The sequence below is a fragment of the Lacinutrix cladophorae genome, from assembly GCF_053604645.1.
This window is the reverse complement of sequence record NZ_JBSHNR010000108.1, coordinates 96804-112508: the sequence shown is the minus strand read 5'-3', so window position 1 is coordinate 112508 and position 15705 is coordinate 96804. Positions and strand designations below refer to the sequence as shown.

Annotated in this window: 11 protein-coding genes; 6 read left to right on the top strand and 5 right to left on the bottom strand. The window is 31.2% G+C overall.

Annotated elements, in window-relative coordinates:
- Positions 1 to 12: 12 nt before the first annotated feature.
- From ACVC3Y_RS06920 to msrB, 3 genes are read right to left on the bottom strand one after another with little or no spacing between them, the layout of a single operon-like run.
- Complete coding sequence (locus ACVC3Y_RS06920) at positions 13 to 1575, bottom strand: protein adenylyltransferase SelO (RefSeq protein WP_452226480.1); 1563 nt, start codon at positions 1573 to 1575, stop codon at positions 13 to 15.
- 27 nt (positions 1576 to 1602) lie between these two features.
- On the bottom strand, positions 1603 to 2142 hold the full coding sequence (gene msrA, locus ACVC3Y_RS06915; RefSeq protein WP_303424136.1) for a peptide-methionine (S)-S-oxide reductase MsrA: 540 nt from the start codon (positions 2140 to 2142) through the stop codon (positions 1603 to 1605).
- Positions 2132 to 2593 (bottom strand): peptide-methionine (R)-S-oxide reductase MsrB, encoded by a 462-nt coding sequence (gene msrB, locus ACVC3Y_RS06910; protein WP_303424137.1) that lies wholly within the window; start codon positions 2591 to 2593, stop codon positions 2132 to 2134. The genes msrA and msrB overlap by 11 nt, the downstream gene beginning before the upstream one ends.
- Before the next feature lie 482 nt (positions 2594 to 3075).
- On the opposite strand from msrB, the gene ACVC3Y_RS06905 reads away from it, so the two are divergent.
- The 6 genes from ACVC3Y_RS06905 to ACVC3Y_RS06880 all read left to right on the top strand — a co-directional run bounded on the left by ACVC3Y_RS06905 (position 3076) and on the right by ACVC3Y_RS06880 (position 13695).
- Positions 3076 to 4668, top strand: coding sequence for an N-6 DNA methylase (locus ACVC3Y_RS06905; RefSeq protein WP_452226479.1), 1593 nt, complete (start codon positions 3076 to 3078; stop codon positions 4666 to 4668).
- Complete coding sequence (locus tag ACVC3Y_RS06900; protein ID WP_452226478.1) at positions 4665 to 5912, top strand: restriction endonuclease subunit S; 1248 nt, start codon at positions 4665 to 4667, stop codon at positions 5910 to 5912. The genes ACVC3Y_RS06905 and ACVC3Y_RS06900 overlap by 4 nt, the downstream gene beginning before the upstream one ends.
- A gap of 272 nt (positions 5913 to 6184) precedes the next feature.
- Positions 6185 to 8179, top strand: a complete 1995-nt coding sequence (locus ACVC3Y_RS06895; RefSeq protein WP_452226477.1) for an McrB family protein — start codon at positions 6185 to 6187, stop codon at positions 8177 to 8179.
- Positions 8169 to 9452 carry a 5-methylcytosine restriction system specificity protein McrC gene (locus tag ACVC3Y_RS06890; RefSeq protein ID WP_452226476.1) on the top strand — a complete coding sequence of 428 codons (1284 nt, stop codon included), beginning with the start codon at positions 8169 to 8171 and terminating at the stop codon, positions 9450 to 9452. The genes ACVC3Y_RS06895 and ACVC3Y_RS06890 overlap by 11 nt, the downstream gene beginning before the upstream one ends.
- Positions 9453 to 9458: 6 nt before the next feature.
- Positions 9459 to 12671 carry a type I restriction endonuclease subunit R gene (locus ACVC3Y_RS06885; RefSeq protein WP_452226475.1) on the top strand — a complete coding sequence of 1071 codons (3213 nt, stop codon included), beginning with the start codon at positions 9459 to 9461 and terminating at the stop codon, positions 12669 to 12671.
- A gap of 103 nt (positions 12672 to 12774) precedes the next feature.
- Positions 12775 to 13695, top strand: a complete 921-nt coding sequence (locus tag ACVC3Y_RS06880; protein WP_452226474.1) for a phospholipase D family protein — start codon at positions 12775 to 12777, stop codon at positions 13693 to 13695.
- A gap of 59 nt (positions 13696 to 13754) precedes the next feature.
- On the opposite strand, the gene ACVC3Y_RS06875 is transcribed toward ACVC3Y_RS06880, so the two are convergent.
- Together ACVC3Y_RS06875 and ACVC3Y_RS06870 are read right to left on the bottom strand one after the other, a co-directional pair.
- The gene (locus tag ACVC3Y_RS06875) at positions 13755 to 14534 is read right to left on the bottom strand and encodes a LytR/AlgR family response regulator transcription factor (RefSeq protein ID WP_452226473.1); all 780 of its coding nucleotides are present in this window, start codon (positions 14532 to 14534) and stop codon (positions 13755 to 13757) included.
- On the bottom strand, positions 14535 to 15575 hold the full coding sequence (locus tag ACVC3Y_RS06870) for a hypothetical protein (protein ID WP_452226472.1): 1041 nt from the start codon (positions 15573 to 15575) through the stop codon (positions 14535 to 14537).
- Positions 15576 to 15705: the final 130 nt, after the last annotated feature.

Here is a 15705-nt window from a genome sequence, read left to right as displayed (position 1 = left end):
ATGTTAAATGTATTACGAACTACAAGATAACATCGAACAGCCAACTTTATGCCTTGCCCAATCGGGACGTTTTGCAAACCATTTTTCGTTTTCTGGTTGTGCGTCATAAGGTTTTTTTAGTAGCTGAAATAAATCGTCTATTAATTGGTAATCTCCTTTGTTTGCAGCGTCAATTGCTAATTGTGCCATATAATTACGAAGCACATATTTAGGATTCACCTGATGCATTTTTTGTTTTCTTTCTTCTGAAGAAATGCGTTCTTTTTCAAGGCGTTTCGCATAGTCGGTAAACCAAAGATTCCATTTTTGTCGAATACTATCGGAAACTTCGTTGGGTACATAAAAAGCATCCTGTATAATTTGCAATCCTTCCGAAGGTTTCTTTGCCGAAAAATCACTTAAATTTCTAAAAAAGATTGTCATATCTGTTTCGGTAAGTTGAAGTATTTCTTCTAAAGTAAAAATTAATTCTACGTCTGTATCTTCTTCTAAAAACAAACCTAATTTACTACGCATCATAGCTATGTATTGGTCTGCAGCCTTTTGATTATAGGTATTTAAAATGTTTTCTAGTCCTTCTGCTTCTTCTATTAAAAGATATAAGGCATTTGCAAGCTGAAACAAATTCCACAAACCAATCTCTAACTGTGCACCAAAACGATACCTTTTATGTTGATTGTCTGTGGTGTTTGGTGTCCAATGGGCATCATAACCTTCTAGCCAACCATACGGACCATAATCTATGGTAAGTCCAAGAATAGACATATTATCGGTATTCATTACACCATGCACAAAACCAACACGTTGCCAATGTATTAGCATTTCAAGAGTATTATTAAATACGCTTTCAAAAAATTGCAAATAGGTTTCCTTACTAGGTGCTCCCAAGTGTGAAAAATGATTTTTTATGGTATAATCTACTAAGGTTTTTAAGGTCTCTTTATCTTGTCTAGCGGCTAGTATTTGAAAATTCCCAAAACGTAAAAAACTATGCGCAACACGACAAACAATAGCACCTTTTTCGTAGGCAGCATTACCATCATACAGCATATCTCTTAAAACGGCATCTCCAGATACTGCTAACGATAAAGCTCTGGTAGTTGGCACGCCTAAATGAAACATGGCTTCGCTACATAGATACTCGCGAACCGAAGAACGCAAAACCGCCAAACCATCTGCTGTACGGGAATATGGTGTTTCTCCTGCGCCTTTTAGTTGCAGTGCCCAATGTTTATTATTGTGTTCTATTTCTGTTAAATTAATAGCACGACCATCACCTAATTGTCCTGCCCAATGTCCAAATTGATGTCCGCCATAACACATCGCAAAGGGTTTTGTGTTTGGTAAAACACTATTACCAGTAAATACATTTAAAAAAGTTTCGCTTTTAGCATCTGCTGCTGTTAGCCCTAAAGCTTTAAGCATTTCGGGAGAAACATGAAGCATTTCTGGATTTGCAGTTTGCTTTGGGGTTACGTAAGAAAAGCAAGCCTTTTCCACCTGTCTTCTTGTGTTTTCCAGTATCGCATCTGCTGGCAATTGGCTAGTAAATGTATCTTTTATTTTTAGGTTCATTATTTTACGTGCTACTTAATGGGGTTCCTATTTTAATTTATCGGAATAGAGCCTTCTTAGTTTTGCTAATTTTGGAGCAATAACAAAACTGCAATACCCTTGTTCTTTATTATTTTTGTAATAATCCTGATGTTCTTTGTCGGCAGCATAAAAAGTAGGAGCAGGGCTTATTTCGGTTACAATAGGGTTTTCGTAATACCTAGCAATAGCTTTAGTAACCTCATGTGCAATAGCTGCTTGTACTTCGTTGTGATAAAAAATAACCGATCGGTATTGCGTACCACGATCGGCACCTTGTTGGTTTAAAGTTGTAGGATCGTGAGTGGTCATAAAAATAACCAAAATCTCTTCGTAAGAAATCACATGCGCATCAAAAGTAATTTGTATTACTTCGGCATGACCTGTAAGTCCGGAACATATTTCGCGATACGTTGGGTGTCCAGGAACCGTTCCGCCAGCATATCCAGAGATTACTTTTTCTATACCTTTTACTTCTTGAAATACCGCTTCGGTACACCAAAAACAACCACCACCAACAGTGGCTAATTGTAGGTTTTTAGCTTTCATTAGTAATTCCTTTCTCTAATTGCATAGATGCCGAGTTAATACAATAGCGCAAACCGCTAGGTGCTGGTCCATCGGGAAAAATATGCCCTAAATGCGCATCGCAAGTATTGCATAGTACCTCTACGCGAACCATACCAAAAGCAGTATCTTTTTCGTATTTAATGGCATTTTCTTGTATGGGCTGTGTAAAACTAGGCCAACCAGTTCCAGAGGTAAACTTAATTGTAGAGTCGAATAAAGGCGTGTTGCAACAAATGCAATTGTATTGTCCTTCGTCATAAATACTACAAAGTGCACCACTATGCGGCGCTTCCGTTCCTTTTAGTCTGGTAATTTTAAATTGTTCTGGCGTAAGTAACGTCTTCCATTCGTTTTCGGTTTTTTCTACGCGTTGGTCTGGAGTAGGGTTTCCGTTTACGGTATAATTAATTACATGTTTCCAAGTAAGCATAATGTAGTTCCTTTCTTTGTTAGATTATTAATATGCTTTTAAAGATACATTTTTTGACGTATTTTTATTAAAAACCTTACAGGAAAAATAGAAATACAATAGGCAATAAAAAAATTATAGTGAAAAAAAAACGTGGCTTACGGTTTTCTGTAAGGAATGCTTTAAAAAAGCATCTAGCTTAGAAAAATATAACTGTTTTTAGCTTTGTAAAATAATTATGTACTAAGATGAAAAAAGCTAGCAGTTTGGTTTACTTTTTTTTATTAAGGCAAGCGTTTAAGTAGTTGATAGTCAATTGTTGTTAATATTTGTATTGGTTAACCAAATTATTTTTCGAGGATATACATCTTCCTTTTTTAAAAAGGTTATATATTTAGATTCTCCCTTTAAGCTAATAGTGAAATGAATTACTTTTACTAAATCATTTCTATTAGTAATTAAATGTATAATACTATTTATAAGTTTTTAAACCATTAAATTTAATGACTCACGACAATATAAAACAATTAGAAACCGAACTTTGGGATGCTGCCGACGACCTAAGAGCAAATTCTAAACTTACCGCAGGCGAATACAAAGACCCATTATTAGGTTTAGTATTACTACGTTTTGCTCAAAACCGTTTTGAGGATGCTAAAATTGAAGTAGAAAAAAAGCTACCAATAAATCCGAGAACAGGTAAAAAACGAGAAGCCAATAAAGGCGATTATGCAGGCGCAGGAGCGATGTTTATTGCCGAAAAAGCTAAATACGATTACTTAGCAGATTTACCAGAAGGCGAAAACATAGCAGAAGCCATTAACAATGCCATGAAGCTTATTGAAGCGGAATATCCAGACCTTGAAGGTATTCTACCAAAAAGCTACCAAGAGTTTGATGAAAAACTATTGCGCGATTTGGTACGTGTCTTTAACAAAGACGCTGTAAAAAATGCAAAAGGGGATGTGTTTGGTCGTATTTACGAGTTTTTCTTAATGAAATTCTCTATGCAAGGCGCAGGTGCACAAGAAGGAGGCGAGTTTTTTACGCCACCATCTTTAGTAAACCTAATCGTTAACTTTATACAACCCAATCACGGAATAGTACACGATCCCGCTTGTGGTTCTGGTGGTATGTTTGTGCAAACTGCACATTTTGTAGAAGACCACGAACATAAAAATGTAAACGAAGCCATAACCGTTTATGGTACAGAGTTAAAAAGCAACAACACACGTTTAGCAAAAATGAACCTTGCCATACATGGTATAGAAGGTAAAATTATAGAAGCCAATAGCTTTTACAATAATCCACATCATTTAACAGGAAAGTGCGATTTTGTAATGGCAAACCCACCATTTAATGTCGATAAAATTGATGCCAAAAATAAGTTTCTAGCAGATGATGATCGTTTACCCTTTGGCGCACCATTAACAGGAAAAGGCACCATAAGCAATGGTAACTATTTATGGATGCAATATTTCCATTCGTATTTAAATGAAACAGGACGCGCAGGTTTTGTCATGGCAAGTTCTGCAACTGATGCAGGAAATGCCGAAAAGCTAATCCGTCAAAAACTTATAGAAACAGGCGACGTAGAATGTATTGTAGCCATAAGCAACAACTTTTTTTACACACGTAGTTTACCATGTCATGTTTGGTTTTTTAACAAAGGGAAAAAGAAAGAAAACAAAGACAAAGTCTTAATGATAGATGCACGTAATGTGTACAGAAAAGTAAGCACAACCATTAACGACTTTAGTGATGACCAACTAGAAGGTTTAACTGCAATTATGAATGCCTTTAGAACCAATAACCCTAAAGCTGTCAGTTCGAGCGCAGTCGAGAACGCTTGGTTAGCAGAACACTTCCCAAACAACAAATACCAAGACGTAGAAGGCTTATGTAAAATAGCCAGTCTAGAAGAAATTATAGAACAAGACTACAGCCTAACACCAGGACGCTACGTTGGTGTAAAGATAGCTATTGATATGGATTTTGACTACAAAACACGTATGACAGAAATCCATACCGAATTAGCACAACTAAACACCGAAGCCATTAGTTTAATGGAACAAATTCAATCTGTTAAGTTATGAGATTGAATTTAGAAGATAATTGCACATTTATAAATGGTGGAAGTTGGACAGCAAGTGAATATGCAGATTCTGGCTATCCTGTTTTGAAAGTTTCAAATTTTGATAAAGCTACTATCTCTTATAATGACTTGAGTTATTTGCAAGAAAGTAGTTTTGATAAGTATAAAAAGAATCAATTAAAATTACATGACATTGTAATAGCAACTGTTGGTTCGCATCCATCACTTGTAAATTCGGCTGCAGGAAGATGTATTACTGTACCAAAAGATGCTGTTGGTTTATTATTAAATCAAAATGCCTTATGTCTTAGATCTAAAAATGAAAACGTTATTGATCAACGTTATTTAGGTTATTTATGTAAATCTCAATTATTTCAACATTTTATACAGCAAAGAGGTAAAGGAGCTGCAAACCAAATGAGGATTCCCATAGGAGGAATTAAGAGTTTTGAAATGGATTTTCCTGAAATTGAAACCCAACGCAAAATAGCATCTATTTTATCTGCTTATGATGATTTAATAGAAAACAACCTCAAACGCATAAAATTATTAGAAGAACAAGCGCAACAAACCTATGAAGAGTGGTTTGTACGTTTTAAATTTCCTGGTTATGAGAATGTGGAGTTTGATGAGGTTAGTGGGTTGCCTGTTGGGTGGAATTTAGCTAAGCTCACAGATTTATACGATATTAAATATGGTAAGAATTTACCACAAACAAAGATTAAAAAAGAAGGAGAACATAAAGTTTATGGAGCTTCAGGAGTTATGGGTTTCTATGAAAAACCAAATTGTCATCAAAAAGTTATTCTAGTTACTAGTAGAGGAAACGGAAGTGGAGAAGTTCATAGAACTTATGAGAATTATAGTTTTATAACTAATAATTCATTCGTAGTAAAACCTAAGGAAAGTATAAAAAATCTTTCGATTAGCTATACTCAAGAGTTTTTGAAACATTTAGATTTAACTAGATATTGTTCTGGTTCTGCACAACCACAATTAACTAATTCAGCTATGATGAATATAAAGGTAAAAGTGCCTTCTGAAGATTTACTTTCTTATTATTCTAGTTTTTCAAATGATTTAATTATGGTTTCAGATAATTTAAGAGTCCAAAACCAACATTTAAAAGAAGCACGCGATATTTTGTTGCCACGTTTAATGAGTGGGATGATAAATGTTGATGGTTTGGAGGTAGATGAGCAGTTAGGTATGGTTGCGGAGGAGAATAGTAATTATGGAAAATAATTTAAAATAAATTGATTTTTGGTTTATTCTCACATATTTATAATAAACAATAAATATGAAAAATAAAATTAAACAAAGAATTACAGAATTAGAAATTGAAGTAGAGAATTTAAGAACAGTACTCGAAATTATTAATTACGAAATACTATATCGTAATCTATATATTAGTGGTTATAGAGAAATAGAAATCAATAACTATTGTCTAATGGGACAACGAAAATTAAAAGAAATAAATACTTTAATAAAACTCTTGGACTAGAGTTAAACATAATATGAACCAAAAACTTGATTTTGTAACAAAGGAGCTTATTGATAAAGCAGTTGTAGAAATAGATAGAGATGGAATACCATCTGGAAGAAAAGGGACAAAATATGCTGTTACTATTAATGGGAAAAATTATCCATTTAAGTTGTTAATTACGGAAGCGGCAAAATTGATTGGTGTAAAATTAACTGCAAATGATTTTAGTAGTAATGCACATTATAGATTAAATCTAGAACAAATTACGGGCTACCCTGTTATAGATTTAAATCATAAAATGGAGTATTTTGATTTCGTTAAATTAGATAATTATAAAAATGATATTGGTAAAAAATATGATTCAAATAATCAAGGAGCAAAATTGTATTTCGACACAAGGGGAAAACTACAATATTTAGCAGGACAATTATCACAAAAACTAGGAGTAGACTTAAAAAATAATTATAATGAAAAGCCGAATAAAATGGCTGGTCAAGGAAAAGGATTTGTTTTAAAAGAATACATATTAGTAGGTTTTTTACCAAGTAAATTTGAAGATTTAGGTAATTCTATTTTTGTAAAATTAACGTTTCATGGTTTTAGGTCTAAGTTTGAATTTGGTTTAGATATAGATGTTAATTTTTCAGATATAAATAATAAATTCAATAAGTTTCGAGATAAGTTTCAAAAAGAAAATAACTGGAAAATACCTGTAGATAGTACATTTCCTAAAAATTGGAATGACCTTATTGATGTTACATTACCAGAGTTTAAAAAACAGATAGAATATTTAAATGATTTCTTCTCAAATGATAAAGAAATGAATGAACTAAACGAGTATATAAAAATTTTAAAACATAAAAAACAAATTATTTTACAAGGTCCTCCAGGAACTGGTAAAACCTATACCGCAAAAAAGATTGCAGACCAATTAGTTGGTTCAAATTCATTAGGTTTTAAACCTAATTATACGTTAGTGCAATTTCATCCATCATACACTTATGAAGATTTTGTAAGAGGTATTTCGGCAAAAAGCGAGGGAGAACATATTAGTTATGAGACAGAGAATAAAACTTTAGCATTATTAGCAGAAGAAGCGAATGCTAATTTAATAGCTAGTAAAAAAGATGTTTTAGATTATTCTAAAGAAGAAAGTATTAAAGATTTATTAATAGAATTTTCTGAAACTATTCAAGATAAAATTGATGAAGTTGAAGAATATAAAATAACTGAAGCTGTTTCTGTTATAGCTGTAGAAGAGGATGCTTTTAGATACACTGGGAAATGGAAAACAAGTCAACGCATGAAGTATAAAGACTTGGTTACCGCAATTTTAGAAAATGTAAACTCTAAACAAGATTTTAAGAAACTGGAGAATGTTTCAGGATTAGCAAGACAGCACTCTTCATATTTTTTTAAAGTGCTGGAATTATTTAAAAAGGATTTTAGTCAGCAATTAAAAAATGTATCTAATAAAACATTAGAAAAGCCACAGCTTAAAAACTATGTATTAATTATAGACGAAATAAATAGAGCAAATCTACCTTCAGTTTTAGGAGAACTTATTTATGCTTTAGAGTATAGAGGAGAGTCTGTTAATAGTATCTATACCATAGATAATGATACAAGCATAACTATTCCAGAAAATCTATATATTATTGGGACTATGAATACTGCTGATAGAAGTGTTGGCCATATAGATTATGCCATAAAACGACGTTTTGCTTTTATAGATGTATTATCTAATGTAGAGGTAATTACTAATGTGAAAGCTAAAGAACTGTTTAATAAAGTAAGTGAGCTGTTTACAGATACATATTTAGCTTCAGATTTTGACAAGAAAGATGTGCACTTAGGGCATAGTTATTTTTTAATGGATAAAAAAAGTGATTTACCCGAATCTGAACAATTAAAATTAAAACTAGACTACGAAATACTTCCAATACTAAACGAGTACGTAAAAGATGGTTTGCTACTAGAAACAGCAAAAGAACTAATTAAAGAAATTTCAGAATTTGAGTGTTAATCTATTAACATATTTAGAGCATGAAAATGCTATTTTAAGTCTTGATGATTCTAGTGATTTTGTAAAAAAAAGTTATCAGAGAATCTTTGAAAAAAATCATCGTGGTAACGATGTTAGTTTACCTTGTTTTGAAATTAATAAAATAGACGAAGAGACTAATCAGTATAAAATAAAGACAGACTATTTTATTGGTTTAGATTGGATAGTGACAAATAAATCGGCTTTGTATGTTGCACCAAAACTAAATAAACACACGCAAGAGGTAGATTTTATTAGTATGCTACTTGCATCTTTAAAACACGATGCAGTTACAAAAGATATAGAAGAATTATTTGTTGTAAAATGGGATCAACCAACCATTGAGATTTCACAACAACAAGATTTACTCACACCATTTCTAGTAGTAGAATTTTTAAGTTTATTAAAACAAATTGTTAGAAAGGGTTTAAAAAAATCGTACTACAAAGTAGAACACAATTTACAAGGTAGAGTAAAAGGGAAAGTACAAGTCTCAAAAACCATAAAACAGAATCTAGTTAAAAATAAAAATTTATATACCTACTGTAGTTTTGATGAGTTTGGCATAAATAATAAGGAAAACAGGTTATTGAAAAAAGCGTTACAATTTATAAAACGCTATTTACCAACCTATCCACAAATAACAAACCATAAGGAGTTACAAAACACATTTAATTATATAAATCCTGCTTTTACGCAAGTATCAGATAAAATTGAAATTACCGAGATTAAGCATACTAAAACCAATGTGTTTTATAAAGAGTATGAGCAAGCTTTATACTTAGCAAAGCTTATTTTAAAACGTTTTGGTTATAATATTTCTAATACAATAAAGGAAACAGTACAATCTCCACCTTTTTGGATAGACATGACCAAATTGTTTGAGTTGTATGTGTTAGGATTATTAAAAGATAGATTTCATAATCAGGTTAAATTTCAATTTAAACATTATGGTAACGAGTTAGATTACCTTTTAAACAATGAAGACTATCAAATGGTTATAGACGCGAAGTACAAGCTTAAATATTTAAATGGCAAACATGACGAAGATATAAGACAGGTGAGTGGTTATGCACGTTTAAAAAAGGTTTATGATGCTTTAAATAAAAAACAAGGTGAAGTTATAGATTGTTTAATAATTCATCCAGACCAAAATGGGTTAGATAATTTATTAAGTGCAGATTTAAAAGAAAAAGATATTGAGCATTATTATGATGTTTATAAACTTGGTATTAAACTACCATTAGTAAAATAATAAACTATGAGCTACGAATATTCAGAAGACGGTTTAATAGAAAACGCAACCCAAGATGTTTTAGAACAATTGGGTTGGACAGTAGTTTCTGCTTGGCATAAAGAATCTTTTGGAGACAACGGTTTATTGGGTAGAGAAGATAAAAGTGAAGTAGTGTTAACGCGCTACTTATTCCAAGCACTTAAAAAATTAAATCCAGACCATCCCGAGTTAGCCTATCAGCAAGCTGTAGATAGAATCACTCAAAACGTAGCCGATCAAACCTTAGGGAGCATAAATAAAGAAAAAAGCAATTTACTTAAAAATGGTGTTCCCATAAGTTATACTAATGATAAAGGAGAATTGATTAAAACCAAGCTAAAGGTTTTTAATTTTAATAAGTATCAAGATAATCATTTTCTAGCGGTACGTCAATTAGAAGTTCTAGGAGAATTGTATTTAAGACGACCAGATGTTATTGGTTTTGTAAATGGGATTCCCTTAGTGTTTTTTGAGTTAAAAGCACATCATCAAGATTTACGTCATGCATATAACGATAACCTAAAAGATTATAAAGATGCCATTCCACAGGTGTTTCATAATAACGGATTTGTTATTTTAAGTAATGGTTTAGATGCAAAAGTTGGTACCATAACTAGTAAATATAAATACTTTTTAGACTGGAAACGTATAGAAGAAGATGAAGAAGGCGAAGTAAGTCTGGATACCATGTTACGTGGAACTTGCGACAAGCATCGTTTAATGGATATTTTTGAAAACTATTTGTTATTTGATGATTCTGAAGGTGATGTAGTGAAATTAATGGCAAAAAACCACCAATACATTGGTGTAAATAAAGTCATAGAAAATGTTAATAATATAGAAGATTTAGAAGGTAAATTGGGTGTGTTTTGGCATACGCAAGGTTCTGGAAAGTCGTATTCTATGGTGTTTTTATGTGAAAAGATTCATAGAAAATTAGGAGGCTCTTATACTTTTTTAATTGCTGTGGATAGAACGGAATTAGAAAATCAGTTATATGATACTTTTTCTGGTGTTGGAGCAGTAAATGATAAAAACTGTATTGCAGGTAAAAAGAAAGGGATGACTGGTCGTGAGCATTTACGTGAGTTGTTGTCTGAAAATCATAGGTATGTGTTTTCCTTGATTCATAAGTTTTCCATAGATCCAAAACTAGAAAGCGAATATCCATTAATTACAAACCGTAAAAATGTTATTGTAATTAGTGATGAAGCGCACAGAACACAATCGGGAACCTACGCAAGAAACATGCGTTTTCATGGTTTGCCTAATGCATCCTATTTAGGGTTTACAGGAACGCCAATCATCAAAGAAGAGGAAGAGCTAACCAAAAACATCTTTGGTGAGTATGTATCGGTTTACGATTTTAAGCGAGCCATTGAAGATGAGGCAACTTTACCACTACGTTATTTAAATAGAGGCGAAAAACTAGACATTACTAATCCAGAATTGGATGAGCAAATGGCTGTCGTTTTTGAAAATGAAGATCTAGATGACGACAAAAAGAAGAAATTAGAATATCTGTTTAGTCGAAATTATCCAATTCTTACAGCGCAACCAAGACTAGAAGCAATTGCAAAGGATTTAGTCTGGCATTTTAACGAAAGAGGGTATCAAGGAAAGGCAATGTATGTAGCTTTAGATAAGCCAACGGCAGTTAGAATGTATGAGATGATTCAAGGTTATTGGCCAGAATATCTAAAAGAATTAGAAGAACGTATTAAAAATGCAGAAGACCAACAGGAAGAGCAAGAACTAAAACGTAAATACGCCAAGGTTAAAGAAACCGAAGTTTGTGTAGTAGTAAGTAGCGAGCAAAACGAAGTAGATAAATTCAAGAAAATGGATTTAGATATTGAAGTGCATCGTAGAAAAATGGTGGAGCGTAATTTAGAAAAAGAATTTAAAGATGAAGAGAATCCATTTAGATTAGCCATAGTTTGTGCTATGTGGATTACTGGTTTTGATGCACCTTGTGTCTCAACGGTCTATCTAGATAAACCTATAAAAGGACACACACTCATGCAAACCATTGCAAGAGCCAATCGTGTGTATGATGATGAAAAAGAAAACGGTTTAATTGTAGATTATGGAAATGTGTACAAACAATTAGAGCATGCGTATTCAATATATGGAGAAGGAGGTAAGTCTGGTGGAAGTAAAGGAAAACCTGGTAAACCTGTTGAGCCTTTAGAAGATGTAGAAATAGAATTAAAACAAGCTATTAAAGATGTAAAAGCTTATCTAAAAGAACTTAATTTTTTACTTCAAGACTTAAAGGATGCAAAACCAATGTCTAAAATTGCAAAAATTAAAAACGCTACAGATTGTGTGTGTTTAAATGAAACTACACGAACAACTTTTGAAATGATGGCAAGAAATGTATTTAGAAAGTACAAAGCATTATTTCCTAGTGATAAATTAAAGAAGCATGTTAAAGATTTCAATGCAATTGAAGCTATTTATACCGCTTTAAATCAAAATGTAAAGTCAGCAGATGTCACGCAAATTATTATGGAATTGCAATCCATAGTAAGTGATAGTGTTGTAATTCAGGATAAAGGAGTCAATGAAGATGAAGAAGATGTGTATGTTGACTTGTCCTCTTTAGATTTTGATAAGTTAAAAGCAGCTTTTGCTAAAACACCTCGTAAAAACACATTAGTGTTTAATTTGCAAGAAGCTATAGAAAAGCAATTAGAGCAAATGTTAAAAGAAAACCCATTACGAATTGAGTTTTATGAACGTTATAAAGAAATTATTGAGGAATACAATAAAGGAAAAAGCCTAGAGGATACTGTTAAGACGTTTGATAATTTAAACAACTTTATTAAGGATCTATCTTTTGAAGAGCAACGTGTGGTTAGAGAGAACGTAAAAGATCAAGAAACACTTGCTATATTTGATTTATTGAAAGAAGGAAAAGAGCTTTCAAATAAAGAATTAAAAGAAGTGAAAAAAGTAGCTGCAAAAACGTTAGAAACTTTGAAAACTGAAAAATTAAAAATTGATAATTGGAGAGAGAGTAGACAAATAAAAGCACAAGTAAAAAGTACTATTTATGATAACCTTTTATACTTGCCTCAAGACTATTATTCAGATGAGGAAGTGGGAATTAAAACAGCAAATGTATATCAACATATTTACACAAACTATTATGGAAATAGTAAGAGTGTATATAATCAAAAGGCGAGTTAGATAAAGTTTAAAAGTATTTTTATATAAAAGCGAGTAATTGAAAAAAATAAAGACTACCCGTTTAAATAGAATGAATTAAAAAAATATAAAAGTAAAACCTACAATGAGTAAATTTTTAACTGGAGATGAATTAGAAAAAAAATTAACCGATATTATATGGAATGCTAAAAAAAATATAGTGTTAGTATCACCTTTTATTAAGCTAGATGATCACATGAAAAAGGTTTTAGAAAAGGTAAAAAGCACACACGAAATAAGTGTTTATATAATATTTGGTAAAAATGAAGAGTATAAACATAAAAGCTTCAATGAAGAAGACTTTAAGTTCTTTAAAGATTTTAAAAACATTACTATTTTATATAATAAAGATTTACATGCAAAGCACTATTGTAATGAAAGTGAAGGTTTAATTACATCTCTAAATCTTTATGGGTATTCTATGGTGAATAATATAGAATATGGTGTGTATTTTTCAAAATCTTTATTAAATCCAATGGATAAACTTTTTGAAGAAACTGAATTATTTACAGATGAATTATTATTTAATCAAAGTGAAGTGGTTTTTATAAAAAAGCCACAGTATTCTAAAAAACTATTAGGGTTAAAAAAAGTATTTCAACAATCTAAAGTATTATTTGATGTTTCTGATGCTGTATTTAATGGCAACAGATACGAGTCTAAATCATTAGGAGAATTTGATTTAGAAATTGAGATGTCTATAGAAAAGAAGTTTAGTGAAAAACCAGAAAGAGAAAAAGTTATAGATAAAAATAAAGATAAAGGTGGTGTTAAAAAAATGGTTTTCAATACTAAAAAAAGTGTAAAACAGGAAATGGGCTATTGTATAAGAACTGGTGAAGAAATCCCTTTCAATCCGCAAAAACCTTATAGTTATAATGCCTATAAATCATGGGCTTATTTTGAAAATTATGATTTTCCAGAAAAATATTGTCATAAAACAGGCGTTAAATCTAATGGAGATACATCTATGGCAAATCCTATACTAGAGAGAGCTAAAAGGTAATATTAAGTTAATAAGAATTATAAAGCGATAAAAGCGAAAGTAATATGGTTAGTAGTAATCTAGATGCCATTAATTATATTTAGAAAAAGTGTTTTCTCTTTTACGCTAATCTCCAAAGGTTCTTTACAATCATATAATTCTAAATTACGATTATCTATGTTTTTTATATAGTTAATGTTAACTAAAGTGCTTTGGTTTATTTTAGCAAAACCTAAGTCTTTTAGTAATGTTTCTAATTTACTAATTGTTATTCGTATATCAGGAAATAAAATCTCACTGTCTTTTCCATATAAATGCACATTATTATCCTCTGGCTTTTTAGCTTTTATTTCCGTTTTATTTAAAATTTGTTTTCCTGTACTTATTAAAGCAGAACTAATTATATATATATCTGCTGGATAGATGCCAATATTTTTAGTTTTCGAAACTGGTAACATAAATACATTACCTTTTGTATATGTTTTTTTAGTTTCTATTTTTCCAATAACTTTATGCTTAAGAATGTCTTCAAATTCTTCAATATCAAATGGTTTACTTAAATAACCAGATATATCTAATCTGTTAATCACACGCTTTTCATTGTCGGTTGTTGCGGTTAGAAAAACAATTTTTTTATTAGTAGCAATCTTTTGTGCCAACTCCATGCCATTGTATACAGGCATTTCAAAATCTACAATCAGTAAATCATAAGCGTCTTCGTTTATCTCTTGAAAGGCTTTTTTAGAACTATCATAACTCGCTATATGTTTTAGCTCATAGTCTTTGGCAATCCTGTCAATTTTTGTCTTAACACGTTTTAAAGTTTTAGGTTCATCATCAACAAGTATATAGCGTATCATTTAATTAAGGCTTAAAGTTAGTTCCGACAAATATTGTTGGTTAGGTAGTGTTTTGTGTTCTAGTTTGCTATTTGGGTAGTAAGCATCCAATAGCTGTTGTAAAGCATTTAATCCAAAACTAGAAGTTTGTACCATTTTATCTTCTTGTTCTATGCGTTGTTCTGCACTATTTACTAAACAATAGCTTAATTGTTTTTCCGAATTTTCTTTTAGTACAATGCTAATAAAAGAAGCTTCTTCGTTAAGACTACCGTGTTTTAAAGCATTTTCTACAAACGGAAAAAATAGTGTAGGCTTTATTTCTATTTGGTTTCGTTGTGCTTTGGTAAGCATGTTTTTTAAATCAATTTTAGTATTGGGTTTTAGGTACTTAATTAAATCTAAAAACATTTCTATGTGTAGTAGTTCATCATCAATACTAGTCTTTTCTTTATTTAGCGCAGAAACATTATAATCTAAAAGTTTAAAAATACTTTTTAATGCTTTTAAAGAAGGAAGTTTACTTTTAGCATTTTTATTTTTATAAGGTATACCCAAAAACGACTTTTGGCTCTCTTCGGCTTCTTCCAAATCATCATAGATTTGGTTAATTACATTTTTAATAAAATGTGCGCCAAGTCTGGTATTATTTGCTTCAACGTTTTTATAATTTACATAGCGTTCGTAAGCCTTTTGTTGGTGGCTAATTGCTTCCTTTTGTATAGCAATCTCTTTGTCTTTTTCACTTAAAGTAGCATAGAACTTTTGTTTATAATCTTCTATTTCTTGTTGTAATGCAAAAATCTCTGTGTGTTTATTTGTTAGTTTATTTTCTAGAGATGCTATTTTTTGTAACTCCTTATCAAAATTAGAAATACCTAACTGACTAGCTTCTAACTGTTCTTGTAACTGTTTGTTCTTTTTTCTAAAAGAGCGTTTTTTATAAAGATTATACCAGTTTCTAATAATGATTAAGACAAGCAAACCAAGTAGTAGGATTGCTAATCCTTTCAATATATCGTTCTCCTCACTAACTTCTAAATACTTTGAATAATATTCCATAAAAAGTGGTGAATGTTTTATTGCTGTTGGTTAATAATCAGGTTTTTGTAATAAACCTTTTTAAAGATATCCCAAAAAAATAGGTCTATATCCCAAATATAAGCCCTCTGTCACAAACTAGGAAATTTAA